We start from the raw sequence: 12,967 nt of genomic DNA on the forward strand, positions 1-12,967 counted from the left end.
CCGTGGCATACCCCGAGATCCGGCCCCGCCGGCTGCGTCGTAACGCGGCCGTGCGGCGGCTGGTCTCCGAGACTCGCGTCGACCCGGCCGAGCTGGTCCTGCCGATGTTCGTCAAGGAAGGGTTGACCGAGCCGCGGGCCGTCGCGTCGCTCCCGGGAGTGTTCCAGCACTCCCGGGACTCGCTACGCAAGGCTGCCGTCGAGGCGGTCCAGGCCGGGGTGGGCGGGCTCATGCTCTTCGGCGTGCCCGCGTCGCGGGACGAGTCCGGGTCCGGCGGCCTCGACCCGGACGGCATCCTCAACGTGGCGATCCGGGACATCATTGCCGAGGTGGGCGACGCCACTGTGGTGATGAGCGACCTCTGCCTGGACGAGTTCACCTCGCACGGGCACTGCGGGCTGCTCACCCCGGACGGCACGGTGGACAACGACGCCACGCTGGAGGCCTACGCCCGGATGGCGGTCGCCCAGGCCGACGCCGGGGTCGGCATGGTCGGGCCGTCCGGGATGATGGACGGCCAGGTCGGCGTGGTCCGCCGGGCGCTGGACGCCGCCGGCCACCAGGATGTGGCGGTGCTCGCGTACGCGGTCAAGTACGCCTCCGCCTTCTACGGCCCGTTCCGGGACGCCGTTGAGTCAGCCCTCGACGGCGACCGCCGCACCTACCAGCAGGACCCGGCGAACCTGCGGGAGTCGCTGCGCGAGGTCGAGCTGGACGTCGCCGAGGGCGCCGACCTGGTGATGGTCAAGCCGGCGTTGCCGTACCTCGATGTGGTGTCGGCGGTCCGGGCCGCGGTGGACGTTCCGGTCGCCGCATACCAGGTCTCCGGCGAGTACGCGATGGTCGAGGCGGCCGCCGCGAACGGCTGGGTCGACCGGGAGCGGATCATGCTGGAGACGCTCACCTCGATCCGTCGGGCCGGGGCGCAGATCATCCTCACCTACTGGGCGGTCGAGGCCGCCCAACTGCTCCGCCAGCGCTATTGAGCTGTCCGCTGCGTGCCGGGTGCCGCGCGGAAAGCCGCAGCCCCGGCGGCGGACGTGGCCGGCAGCGCATCGGGATCCTTCGCTGGTCGCCACCTGGCACCGGTCCAGGCCACCGCAGACCGTCACCCTGCGTGCCTGAATCGGCGTCCCCAACCCACCGCGCCGCTCGCTTTGCTCTGCAGCCATCCACGCAGCAGTAAACCCTCCGTGTCTGACGCGTATGTGGCTGCAGAGCAAAGTCTGGAGAGGGCTTATTGGGCGCCGACGCGGCAGGCGAGTATCTGCCCGATTTGAGGCTTACAGGAAGGCGATCGAGCGGGCTGGTGATCGGCCGTAATGCTGTTGGCGTTACCCAACGTTACCTTTACGGTGAGTAATCAATTCCGTGCCGGTGCCCCGGTTTGGTGAGCCCGCCGGCCCACTGACGCGGCCGGAAGTTGTCCACAAGGTGCTCGGTTTTCCACAGCCGAGCCGGCCGGGGTTGCCACGGTGCGGCCTGCGGGTAGAGCGTGGCGGGGTGACCGATGCTGCCACTCCCGAACGTCCCGGCCGGCCCGAAGAAGCCGTGGAACCGCCCACGGTGCTCACCGAGCCCTTCGACGTTCCCTGGCCCGCTGCCGGGATCGTCCGGGCGATCCGCCGTCGTGCCGATGCCAGCCAGCGTGAGCTGGCCCAGTTCGCCCGGGTGCACCCGACCACTATCGGCCGGATCGAGGCGGGCACGCTGACCCCGAGCCTCGCCATGCTGCACCGGATCATCAGCGTGGCGGGTTTCCGCCTCGCCGTGGTGGATGAGTCGGGCCGGGTACTCAAGCCGATGCGCGACCGCAGCGACCTGCGCGACGGGGCGGAACGCCGCTACCCGTCCCATCTCGACGTCATCACCGACCCGGAGCCAGGGGAGTGGTGGGCCGACCGGTATGGCCTGGCCCGGCCACCGGAGACGTTCTACCGCGACCGGGCGGTCCGCGACGCCCTGCGGCGGCGCAGCCAGTGGGAGGTGCGGGTGGCCAAGTACCGGAGTGTCCCGCCTCCGCCCGATCTGGCCCGTCGTGGATACCGACCTTGAGCGATCCGGCGGTCTGCGTCAGCGTGGCGGATCGAGGTGGTGGACCAACTCGGCGACGTCGACGCCGTATTCGCACCACTCACGGTCGGGACGGTAGCCCAGCTCCGCGTTGACCTTGAGCATGGCCTCGTTGGCCTGCGCGTTCCAGGTCTGCACCTCGACCAGCTCCGGCTCGGCCGAGCGCAGCTCCAGCAGCATCCGGGCCTTGATGGCCCGGTCGATGCCGTAGCCGCGGTGGTCGCGGACCACGATGGTGTCGTACTGGTCGGCCCGGGTCGGGTGCTGCGCCGGCACCACCACCTCGGTCAACCCGGCCACCTCGCCGGTCTGCTCGTGCAGGGCCAGCACGATGTACGGCTTCATCCCCCGCCGGTGCAGGGTGGTGAGGCTGTCCCGCAGCCGCTCCGGGTCGTACGAGCTGGGCCGCAGCTCGCCGTCATCGACGTCGCGTACCTCGGCCTTGGCCCGCGCGTACGCCTCGATCAGCTCGTCCGGTGGGCCGCCCGGGCAGAACTCCAGGTGGTATCCGGCGCTCACACCGGTGGCCATCTCGGCCAGCGCCGGCCAGTCCACCGCGTTCAGGTCGAGCACGCTGCGGGTCTCGACGTATTCGCGGGTGAAGCCGAGCGATTCGTAGAACGCCACGGCCGGGGTGTCGCCGACCACTTCCACGCCGATCGACTGGAAGCCCTCGTCCCAGACCCGACGGGCGGCCACCCGGACCAGCTCGCGGCCGAGGCCGGTGCGCCGGGCCGCCGGGTGCACCAGCACCTCCAGCACCCCGATCCCGCCTAGGAGCAGCACGTTGACGTGCCCCAGGATCACGCCCGGGATGCCGTCCCCGGCCGGCTGGGCCTGGGCGATCCAGGAGATCCGCCGCTCGCCGGGCATCACCTCGGAGAGGTATTCCCGCAGCGAGCTCTCCCGCCAGGGCGGATCCTGCGGCAGGTCGGCCGCCAGGACCGCGTTCAGCGTGTCCAGCAGCGACGCGATCTCGGCGGACGACGCGTTCCGCGGGTCCCACTCGCGCACCATCACCTGTCTAGCTTGCCGCCAACGGCTGCCCGGGGGAAGGGTTCGGTGCTCGAATGTATGCGTCCGGTCACGTCACGTACGGCTCAGTCGCCCGTATTCGTCCGCCTTGTCGAAGACGGCCTGGGCGTACCGGCGCACGTCGTTGTAGGAGAGGATGGCACCCCACCAGTCACCCGGAACGGTCAGGTTCCGGCCACCCTTGCAGAGGTAGCGGCCGGCAGCCAGGGCCGCGTCGTTGATGTTGTGGGGGTCCTTGATCCCGTCGTTGTCGGCGTCCGCGCCGATTTCCTGCCACGTGCTCGGGATGAACTGCATCGGCCCGATCGCCCGGTCGTAGACGGTGTCGCCGTCGAGCCGGCCCTGGTCGGTGTCGCGGATCAGGCCGCGGCCGTCTCGCCCGTCGAGCGGGTCACCGCGGATCTCGGGTGCGGCGACACCGTCCGGACGCAGGGTGGCACCGTTCGCGGAACCATGCCGGGACTCGACGTAGCCGATCGCGGCGAGCGTGGTCCAGCTGAGCCGGCAGCCCGGCTGCGTTTCGTTGAGCACCAGCTCGGCGTAGCCGTACGCCTGTAGGGCGACCAGCGGAATGCCGGTCTTCCCGCTGATGCCCTGCGCCCACCCGGCCAGCGCGTCGGCCGGGCGACCGGTCGGCACCGGCACCACCGGCCCGGTCGGTTGCCCGGCGTCCGGCGGTGGCGTCCCGGTCGGCGGGTCGGTCGGCAGCCCGGTGGGGGCGTCGGTCGACCCGGGCAGCGCGCCGCCCTCGGGCACGCCGTGGGCCGGCCCGGTCACGGTGGCGTCGACGGCCACCGGCCGCGCCCCGCCGCCGACGGCAGCCGGCACCAGCAGCGCGCCGGCCGCCACGGTGACCGCGACCAGGGCCAGCAGGAAGAGGCCACCGAGGGTGGTTCGCCCGGCCGGACGGCGGGACCAGCCCCGGATGGCCCGGGCCGCGGCGACGGCGAGTTGCCGGGGTGGTGGAATCCGGACCGCGTGCGCGAAGGGCATCCGCCGCCGTCGACCGTCCGCCGAGCCGCTCGCGTCCGGCTCCGAAGTGGTCGGTGCCGGGGCCACAGTGGTCGTGCCGCCGGCCGTGGTGGGCTCGGGGGCCGGTCGGGACCGGGGGACCAGCGGCGGCCCGCCACCGCTGTCAGGTGGCACGGCCGGTCGTAGGGGCCGAACCGTCAATCGTTCTTTGCCGTCCACCACCCGTCGAGTATTACCCACACCTGCCGTCGCGTCCGGCCCGGCCGTACCCTGGTGGCATGCCCCGGTACGAGTTTCGCTGCCGCGCCTGCGGAGACACCTTCGAGGTCAACCGGCCGATGGCCGAGGCCGGCCAGCCGGCGTCCTGCCCGCAGGGCCACACCGACACCGTGAAACTGCTCTCCACCGTCGCGGTCACCGGTCGGGGTGGCGCCGGTCGGGCCGGCGGGGCGACCGCCCCGACCGGAGGCGGCTGCTGCGGCGGTGCCTGCGGCTGCTGACGCCGCCGGCGATTCCCCTTCCCGGTCGTCCGTCCTTGCCGCAGGTGTCATCCTTTGGCACCTTGAGTCGGAATCCGCCCGGCCGTTCTCACGATGCGTGACGGCGTGACCATAGGGCAGCATAAAGCCGACGTCAGGGTGGGAGGTTCCACGCATGTCGCCACGGATTCACCTCCCGAGTGGCTGGGTGACCTTCGTCTTCACCGACATCGAGGGCTCCACGCGGCTGGCCCAGCTACTCGGTCCGGGTTACCGCCCGGTGCTGCGGGAGCACCGCCGGCTGCTGCGTGGCACGCTGGCCGGCACCGACGGGGCGGAGCTGCTGACCGAGGGCGACTCGTTCTTCCTCGCCTTTCCCGACGCGGCCACGGCGCTCGCCGCCTGTCTGACCGCTCAACGCGCACTGGTCAGCCACGACTGGCCCACACCCGAGGCCAGGCCCCGGGTTCGGATGGGCCTGCACACCGGATACGCCGAACCCCGCGACGGCGAGTACGCCAGCCCTGAGGTGCATCGGGCGGCCCGGGTGGCCGCCGCCGCCCACGGTGGACAGGTCCTGTGCTCGGCCGCGACCGCCCGGCACGCCGATTCGCTGCCGGACGGAGCGTCCCTGCTGGACCTCGGGCTGCACCGGTTGCGCGGCTTCGACGACCGGGAACGGTTGTTCCAGGTGGTGGCACCCGGCCTGGAGCGGCGTTTCCCGCGACCGCGCACCGCCGACGTGGTGGCGCACAACCTGCCCACCCAGGCCACCTCGTTCGTCGGGCGCGAGGCGGAACGGGCCGAGCTGAGACGGCTGATCGAGACGTACCGGCTGGTGACGGTGCTGGGCGCGGGCGGCGCGGGCAAGACGCGGCTGGCGGTCGAGCTGGCCACCGGGACCGTCGAGGCGTACCCGGACGGGGTGTGGTTCGTCGACATCGCCGCAGTGACCGACCCGGGCCTGGTCGCCTTCGAGATCGCCGCGGTGCTCGGGCTCCGCCCGGAGCCCGGCCGGCCGATGACGGACACCCTGGTCGAGTACGCGGCCGCCCGGCGCATGCTGATCGTGCTGGACACCTGCGACGCCCAGCCGGCCGCCTCGGCCGAGGCGATCTCCCAACTGCTGGCCGGGGCCCGGGACGTTCGGGTGATCGCCACCAGCCGGGAGTCGTTCGGCCTGCCCGGCGAGGTGGTGTGGCGGATCCCGCCGCTCTCGGACGATCCGCGCCCGGACGGCGGGCAGAGCGACGCGGTCACGCTGCTGCTGGAGCGGACCGCGGCGGCCCGGGGTGGTCGGTTTCCGGAGCCGGCCGAGCAGGCCGACCTGCGTCGGGTGGTCCGCCGGCTGGACGGGTTGCCGCTGGCCATCGAGTTGGCCGCGGCCCGGCTGCGGGTGCTCTCGGCCGGGCAGCTCGCCGAGCGGCTCGACGACATGCTCGGCACGTTGGACGCCGGGCGGGCGGAGCCGGCGCCGTCCACGGCGGCGCACCGGTCGGCACACGAGCGGCACCTGACCATGCAGGCCACGGTCACCTGGTCGTACCGGACGCTGGAGACGCGCCCGGCCCGGCTGCTGCGCTGGCTCGCGGTCTTCGCCGGGCCGGTGGACCTGCCGACGGTGCAGTGGTTGCTCGACGACGACCCGCTCGACCTGCTCTCCGTGCTGGTGGACAAGTCGATGGTGCTGGCCGAGCCGCGCGCCTCGGGCAGCACCTACCGGATGCTCGACCCGATCCGGGCGTACGCGGCTCGCCGGCTGATCGAGGCGGGCGAGGAGCGGGCCGCCCGGGACCGGCACGTCGCCTGGTCCCGGCACGCTCTGGACCGCGCGCATCTGGGCCCGGACGGCGACCCGATCACCGTGTCCCTGTACGCGCTCGACCCGCTCGCCGGGGAGCTGCGGGCCGCCCTGCGTTGGTGCGCCAGCGGCGGCAGCGCCCGGTCGGGGCTGCGGCTGGCCGGCGGGCTGGACCAGTGGTGGCGGGAGCGGGGGCTGGCCCGGGAGGGGCGGCTCTGGCTGTTCCGGCTGTACGGCCGGATCGCCGAGACCGGCGAGACGATCCCGGAGGCCGAGCTGGCGGCGGCGTACCACATGCACTCGTTGCACGCCGGCGCGGACGGCGAGGTCGCCGAGGAGCTGCGCTACTCGCAGCGGGCCGAGGCGGCCGCCCGGCAGGCCGGCGACCGGGGCCTGCTCGCCCGGGTGCTGGCCGGCCGGGCCGCGCCACTTATCGATATGGGGCAGTTCGCCGAGGCGGAACGGGTCTGCCGGGAGGTGATCGAGTGGGCGTACGCGCAGGACGTGGTCTCCGACGCGTTGCGCGCCATCTACAACCTGGCCGAGCTGCTCTGGCGCCGGGGCGCACTGGACGAGGCGACCGAGTTGCTTGGTGCGGCCCGCCCGGTCGAGGAGGCCCGCCCGGTCGAGCGGGGCCGCCGCTCGGTGGACATGTTGCTCGGCATGGTGGCGCTGGCCCGGGGCGACCTGGCGGCCGCGCACGAGCACCTGCTGGTGGCGCTGCGTTCCCGGATGAACCACGGCTATCTGGGGCGGGCCTGCGACACGTTGAACGCGATCGCGGTGCGCTGCGCGCTCGACGGGGACGGGGTGAACGCGGCCCGACTGTTCGGCGCGGCCCAGGCCACCCGGGCGGACCTGCGGGCCACTCCCGGCATCTACGGCCCGTACTGGCAGGAGCGGCAGGCGGAGCTGCGCCGCGAGCTCGGCGACGTGGCGTTCGGCGCCGCCTACGGCGAGGGCGGCGAGCTGGCCCTGGAGGAGGCGGCGGCGCTGGCCCTCGGTGTCGAGCATCCGGACCAGGCCGCCGACTCCCCGCGCTTACCCCTTCTTACCCGTCAGCGCACGAAGCGCGCCGGGCTGGCCGGGCCCTCGTTCCAGACCCGGTCGAGGGCGGTCACGTAATAGGTGTACGCCGTGCCGGCCGCCGTGTCGGCGTCCACCCAGGACTGCACGTCGCCGGCCGTGCCGCGCACGGTGCCGACCAGGTGGGACGCGTCGGCGAAACCGCATGCGTCGATGTGCGCCTTGCCGTCGAACCGGTAGATCGCGTACGCGGTGGCGGTGCCGAACGGTCCCTTGCCGTCGGCCGGCTGCCGCCAGCGCAGGTGCACCCCGTCGGCCTTCCGGTCGACTCCGACGATCACGGGGTGCTGCAGCGGTCTGGCCGGGAGTTGGGCCATGGTCGGCACCAGCGCTGGGCGGGAGTAGTGCTCGGCGGAGTAGCTGTCGGTGGCGCCGAGTCGGTTGGCCCGCACCTGTACGGCCGAGAAGTGCACGTTGCCGAGCACCTCCGGGTACGAGCGGTTGAGCGTCAGGTGGTCCGACAGCTCGTTCGGGTTCATCCAGAACGATCCGTACGCCGGGTCGCCGCTCTTGTAGTCGGCTTGCCCGATGTAGAGCTGAACCCTGGTGCCGCGTACCTGCTCGGCCCACCAGGGCACCAGCCGGGCGTAGTCGGCCGCCGGGTACTGGCCGATGTACCAGTAGAGTTGCGGCACCACGTAGTCGATCCACTCCTGCTTGATCCACTTCCGGGTGTCGGCGGAGATGATGTCGTACGACTGTGAGCCGGTGGTGTCGGAGCCGGCCGGGTCGGCCGAGCGGTTGCGCCAGATGCCGAACGGGCTGACACCGAACTTCACCCACGGCTTGACCGCCTTGATCTTGGCGTTCATCTCCTGGACCAGCAGGTTGATGTTGTCCCGCCGCCAGTCGGCCCGGTCGGTGAAGCCCCGGTTGTGTTGGGCGAAGGCGGCGTCGTCCGGCACCTCGTAGCTGCCGCTCGGGTACGGGTAGAAGTAGTCGTCGAAGTGCACGCCGTCGACGTCGTACCGCGTGACCGCGTCCATCATCGCGGTCTCGACGAACGCCCGAACCTCAGGAATGCCGGGGTTGTAGTAGAGCCGGCTGCCGGCCACGTTGGCCGGCGGGTACGCGAAGACCCAGTCCGGGTGCTGCCGGGCCGGGTGGTTCGGCGCGAGCTTCGACAGGTCGGCGCCGGCGCCCGGGGCCGGCATCGACACCCGGTACGGGTTCAACCAGGCGTGGAACTCCAGGTTCCGCTTGTGTGATTCCTCGACGAGGAAGGCCAGTGGGTCCCAGCCCGGGTCCTGGCCGCGTACCCCGGTCAGGTACTCCGACCACGGCTCGTACGGCGACGGCCAGAACGCGTCGGCGGTCGGGCGGACCTGGACCACGACGGCGTTGTGGTGGAGCTGCTGGGCCAGGTCGAGCCAGCTCAGGTACTCCGCCTTCTGCTTGGCGATCCGGTCGGGCGCGGTCTGTGATGCCGCGCTCGGCCAGTCGATGTTGGTGACCGACGCGATCCACATGGCCCGGAACTGCCGCTTGGGGGTGGCCGGGTCGGTCGCGCAGGTGGTCGAGGATGCGTTGGTGGCGGTGTCCGCGGCGCGTGCGGGGGTGCTGGCGGCGAGTGCGCCGAGCAGCGCCACGGCCAGCCCGGCGGCGCTGAGCCGAGTTGCCTTCATGCGGATGCGGTCCCTTCGTCGGGCTCCCGGGGGTGTTTCCGGTGGCGGCGGGCACCCCGGCGCATCCGGAAACATTCGCCGTGGAATGTCCGCAGCCGGTAAGAAACTTTCATCAATTGCCCAGGCGCGCAAGACCTTCGAACGGATCGATGCTCAGTCGAAGAAGCGGGCCAGGTGAGACGGAGCCGGGGGCGGCGCGTCGGCAGGCAGCGGGGTGAGGTCGGCGAAGATGGAGGCGGCGTCGCAGCCGACGTGCAGCGGATACCAGCGCGGGGTGCCGGGCGGACGCTGGCCGCAGATGCCCTTGAACGTCTGCACGTCGAGCAGCCGTACGTGAGTCGGGTCGGCCACCGCGTTCACGTGTCGCCACCAGGGGCTCATCACGTGCAGGACGCCGCCCGGCCGGAGCACCCGATGGCACTCGTCGAGCAGCGGCAGGAAGTCGATCAGGTGCTCCAGGATGTGCACCGCGAAGAACACGTCCACCGAGTCGTCGGCGAGCGGCAGCGACCCCGACAGGTCGGCCACCGCGTTCACTCCGGGCGCCGGGTAGATGTCCAGCCCCAGGTTCCCCGGCCACTGCTTGGTCGCCCCGCAGCCCAGGTCCACCACCACCGGTGTACGGCCGCCGACGGCCACCCGGCACCAGACGCCGAGCACCCCGGCCAGGCGGCCCACCAGGTCCCGAACCAGCCGCAGTTCGGTCGGGTCGGCCACCGCGCCATCCAGGTGTGCGACGCCCCGGTCGAAGCGCACCTCCACGGTCAGCGTGCGCAGCCGCTCGTCGTGCCGGACCAGGTCGGCCCACGCCTCGGCGAGGAACCCGTCGACCAGCCGCAGCCGCTCGGCCGAGGGTGCCGACTGCCCCATCGTGACCATGCGCCCACCTCCGGGCGGCCCGATACCCGGATTCCCGCCCGATATGCCGGCCGGCGCGGGTCAGTCTTCGGTGATCCGCCCGGCGTCCAACCGCAGCCGCCGGTTGACGCTCACCGCCGCCAACATCCGCCGGTCGTGGGTGACCAGCAGCAGCGTCCCCGGGTAGGAGGACAGGGCCGACTCCAACTGCTCGATCGCCGGCAGGTCCAGGTGGTTGGTCGGCTCGTCCAGCACCAGCAGGTTCACCCCACGCCCCTGCAACAGGGCCAGCGCGGCCCGGGTCCGCTCACCGGGAGAAAGGGTCGCCGCCGGCCGCAGCACGTGCTCCGCGCGCAGGCCGAACTTGGCCAGCAGCGTCCGCACCTCCGCCGGCGGCAGCTCCGGTACGGCGGCGCCGAAGGCGTCCAGCAGGGGCTGGTCGCCGAGGAAAAGCCCCCGGGCCTGGTCGACCTCGCCCACCACCACGCCCGGGCCGAGCGCCGCGTGGCCCTCGTCCAGCGGCAGCCGGCCCAGCAGCGCGGCGAGCAGGGTGCTCTTGCCGGAGCCGTTCGCCCCGGTGATCGCCACCCGGTCGGCCCAGTCGACCTGGAGATCCACCGGGCCGAGCGTGAAACCGCCCCGGCGTACGACGGCACCCCGCAGCGAGGCCACCACGGCGCCGGCGCGGGGCGCGGCGGCGATCTCCATCCGCAGCTCCCACTCCTTGCGGGGCTCCTCGACCACCTCCAGCCGCTCGATCAGCCGGTCGGTCTGCCGGGCCTTCGCCGCCTGCTTCTCCGAGGTCTGGCCGCGGAAGTGTTTCACGTGCTTGTCGTTGTCGGTGGCCTTGCGGCGGGCGTTGCGCACGCCCTTCTCCATCCAGGCCCGCTGCGTCCGGGCCCGCGCCTCCAACTGGGCGCGGGTGTCGGCGTACTCGTCGTACTCCTCGCGGGCGTGCCGGCGGGCCACCTCCCGCTCCTCCAGGTAGGCCGCGTAGCCGCCGCCGTAGTGCCGTACCTGCCGCTGGTGCAGGTCCAGCTCCACCACCCGGGTCACCGTTCGGGTGAGAAACTCCCGGTCGTGGCTGACCAGCACCGTCCCGGCGCGCAGCCCGGTGACGAACCGTTCCAGCCGGTCCAGCCCGGCCAGGTCCAGGTCGTTGGTGGGCTCGTCGAGCAGGAAGATGTCGTACCGGCTGAGCAGCAGCGAGGCCAACCCGGCCCGGGCCGCCTGCCCGCCGGAGAGGCCGGTCATCGGATGCGCCAGGTCGACGCCCAGGCCCAGCTCGGCGGCCACCTGCTCGGCCCGTTCGTCGAGGTCCGCGCCGCCCAGGTCGAGCCAGCGCTCCAACGCGACCGCGTACACGTCGTCGGCGCCCTCGGCCCCGGCGGTGAGCGCCTCGGTGGCCGCGTCCAGTGCCGCCTGCGCCGCCGCCACCCCGGTACGCCGGGCCAGGAAGCCCCGGACCGTCTCGCCCGGCCGGCGCTCCGGCTCCTGCGGCAGGTAGCCGACCGTGGCGGTGGGCGGGTTCAACGCCACCGAGCCCTCCTCGCGGGGCTGCAACCCGGCGAGCGTACGCAGCAGCGTCGACTTGCCGGCGCCGTTCACCCCGACCAGCCCGACCACGTCGCCGGGGGCGACGACCAGGTCCAGGTCGGCGAAGAGCAGGCGGTCACCGTGGCCGGCGGTGAGGTCCTTGGCGATCAACGTGGCGCTCATGAGGTGGTCGAGCCTACCGGTGAGAGACACTCACTGCCGTGCTGACCACTCTGGCGATCGACTGCGGCGGCGGTGGGATCAAAGCTTCCGTGCTGGACGCCGCGGGGACCATGCGGGCCCGGCCGCTGCGCGTGCCCACGCCGTACCCGCTGCCGCCCGCGCTCTTCGTCAAGACGCTGCTGGACCTGGCCGGCCGGCTGCCGGCGGCGGACCGGCTCACGGTCGGGCTGCCCGGCATGATCCGGCACGGGGTCGTGGTGGCCACCCCGCACTACGTGACCCGGTCGGGCCCGCGCAGCCGGGTCGACCCGGAGCTGGTGGCCGAGTGGTCCGGCTACGACGCGCGCAGCGCCCTGGCCGGGGCGTTCGGGATCCCGGCGCTGGTGCTCAACGACGCCGAGGTGCACGGCGCGGGCGTGGTCGCCGGGACCGGCTGCGAGCTGGTGCTGACCCTCGGCACCGGGCTGGGCAGCGCGCTCTTCGACGGCGGGGTGCTCGCCCCGCACCTGGAGCTGTCCCACGCGCCGGTGCGCTGGAAGACCACCTACGACACGTACGTCGGGGAGCCGGAACGCCGCCGCCTCGGCGACGCGTTCTGGTCGCGGCGGATCCGGCAGGTGGTGGAGGGGCTGCGGCCGGTGTTCCGCTGGGACCGGCTCTATCTGGGCGGCGGCAACTCGCGGCTGATCCGGCCGGAGCAGCTGGCCCGGATGGGCGACGACGTGGTGGTCGTCCCGAACACGGCCGGGATCGTCGGCGGGGTCCGGGCCTGGGACCTGGTCGGCGACCGCTACGACCCCACCACCTGAGGCGCAACTTCCGGCGGAGGAACACTCGCGCTCCGGCCGTTGTTGTGCCAGCGTCGGACCAAGGGTGGGCGACAGGGGAGGTGGGTCGAGTGGATCTTCTGGCGGAGTACCGGCGGGCGACCATGTTCTTCGAAGCGGGTGACGCGACCGGGGCGGCCCGGCTGCTCGAGCCGATCATCGAGGCGGAGCCCGGCAACTCCTCGGTGCGGCAGCTGCTGGCCCGGGCATACTTCCAGTCGGCCCAGCTCACCCGGGCCGAGGAGCAGCTGCGGGAGATGATCGACCGGGACCCGAGCGACCACTACGCGCACCACGTGCTCGGTCGGACCCTCGAACGGCTGAACCGGCCCGTCGACGCGCTGCGGCACCTGCGCATCGCGGCGGCCATGTACTCGACCAACACCGACTACACCACGGCGCTGCGCCGGGTGGAGGCCCGGGTCAACGGACGCTGACGCACGGCGAGGGGGCGGCCCAGCAGGGCTGCCCCTCGCCGTCTCCGGGTCCGGC

Annotated in this window: 11 protein-coding genes; 6 read left to right on the forward strand and 5 right to left on the reverse strand. The window is 72.9% G+C overall.

Annotation, left to right across the window (positions count from 1 at the left end):
* Positions 1–2 precede the first annotated feature (2 nt).
* Both hemB and ABZ671_RS21720 read left to right on the forward strand, forming a co-directional pair.
* The gene (hemB, locus tag ABZ671_RS21715) at positions 3–986 is read left to right on the forward strand and encodes a porphobilinogen synthase (RefSeq protein ID WP_357860903.1); all 984 of its coding nucleotides are present in this window, start codon (positions 3–5) and stop codon (positions 984–986) included.
* A gap of 517 nt (positions 987–1,503) precedes the next feature.
* Positions 1,504–2,055: a helix-turn-helix transcriptional regulator gene (locus ABZ671_RS21720; RefSeq protein WP_357860906.1), complete on the forward strand. Its 552-nt coding sequence runs from the start codon at positions 1,504–1,506 to the stop codon at positions 2,053–2,055.
* Positions 2,056–2,073: 18 nt separating this feature from the next.
* Here ABZ671_RS21720 and ABZ671_RS21725 read toward each other — a convergent pair whose 3' ends face one another.
* Complete coding sequence (locus ABZ671_RS21725) at positions 2,074–3,090, reverse strand: GNAT family N-acetyltransferase (protein ID WP_357861034.1); 1,017 nt, start codon at positions 3,088–3,090, stop codon at positions 2,074–2,076.
* A gap of 72 nt (positions 3,091–3,162) precedes the next feature.
* Positions 3,163–4,302 carry a lytic murein transglycosylase gene (locus tag ABZ671_RS21730; RefSeq protein WP_357860909.1) on the reverse strand — a complete coding sequence of 380 codons (1,140 nt, stop codon included), beginning with the start codon at positions 4,300–4,302 and terminating at the stop codon, positions 3,163–3,165.
* Between the two features lie 56 nt (positions 4,303–4,358).
* Between ABZ671_RS21730 and ABZ671_RS21735 the strand changes: the two genes are divergently transcribed.
* A complete protein-coding gene (locus tag ABZ671_RS21735; protein WP_357860912.1) occupies positions 4,359–4,580 on the forward strand; it encodes a zinc ribbon domain-containing protein in 222 nt (73 codons plus the stop codon).
* Between the two features lie 154 nt (positions 4,581–4,734).
* Positions 4,735–7,485: an adenylate/guanylate cyclase domain-containing protein gene (locus tag ABZ671_RS21740; RefSeq protein ID WP_357860915.1), complete on the forward strand. Its 2,751-nt coding sequence runs from the start codon at positions 4,735–4,737 to the stop codon at positions 7,483–7,485.
* On the opposite strand, the gene ABZ671_RS21745 is transcribed toward ABZ671_RS21740, so the two are convergent.
* The 3 genes from ABZ671_RS21745 to ABZ671_RS21755 all read right to left on the reverse strand — a co-directional run bounded on the left by ABZ671_RS21745 (position 7,419) and on the right by ABZ671_RS21755 (position 11,648).
* Positions 7,419–9,071 carry a family 10 glycosylhydrolase gene (locus ABZ671_RS21745; RefSeq protein WP_357860918.1) on the reverse strand — a complete coding sequence of 551 codons (1,653 nt, stop codon included), beginning with the start codon at positions 9,069–9,071 and terminating at the stop codon, positions 7,419–7,421. The genes ABZ671_RS21740 and ABZ671_RS21745 overlap by 67 nt on opposite strands.
* Before the next feature lie 153 nt (positions 9,072–9,224).
* Positions 9,225–9,950, reverse strand: a complete 726-nt coding sequence (locus tag ABZ671_RS21750; RefSeq protein ID WP_357860921.1) for a methyltransferase domain-containing protein — start codon at positions 9,948–9,950, stop codon at positions 9,225–9,227.
* A 60-nt stretch (positions 9,951–10,010) separates the two neighbouring features.
* Positions 10,011–11,648, reverse strand: coding sequence for an ABC-F family ATP-binding cassette domain-containing protein (locus ABZ671_RS21755; protein ID WP_357860924.1), 1,638 nt, complete (start codon positions 11,646–11,648; stop codon positions 10,011–10,013).
* 38 nt (positions 11,649–11,686) lie between these two features.
* On the opposite strand from ABZ671_RS21755, the gene ABZ671_RS21760 reads away from it, so the two are divergent.
* On the forward strand, positions 11,687–12,457 hold the full coding sequence (locus ABZ671_RS21760) for an ROK family protein (protein ID WP_357860926.1): 771 nt from the start codon (positions 11,687–11,689) through the stop codon (positions 12,455–12,457).
* A gap of 89 nt (positions 12,458–12,546) precedes the next feature.
* Positions 12,547–12,912, forward strand: coding sequence for a tetratricopeptide repeat protein (locus ABZ671_RS21765; protein WP_357860929.1), 366 nt, complete (start codon positions 12,547–12,549; stop codon positions 12,910–12,912).
* The last annotated feature ends 55 nt before the right edge of the window (positions 12,913–12,967 follow it).

This window comes from Micromonospora sp. NPDC006766 (assembly GCF_040636055.1).
In the GTDB taxonomy this organism is placed as follows: domain Bacteria; phylum Actinomycetota; class Actinomycetes; order Mycobacteriales; family Micromonosporaceae; genus Micromonospora.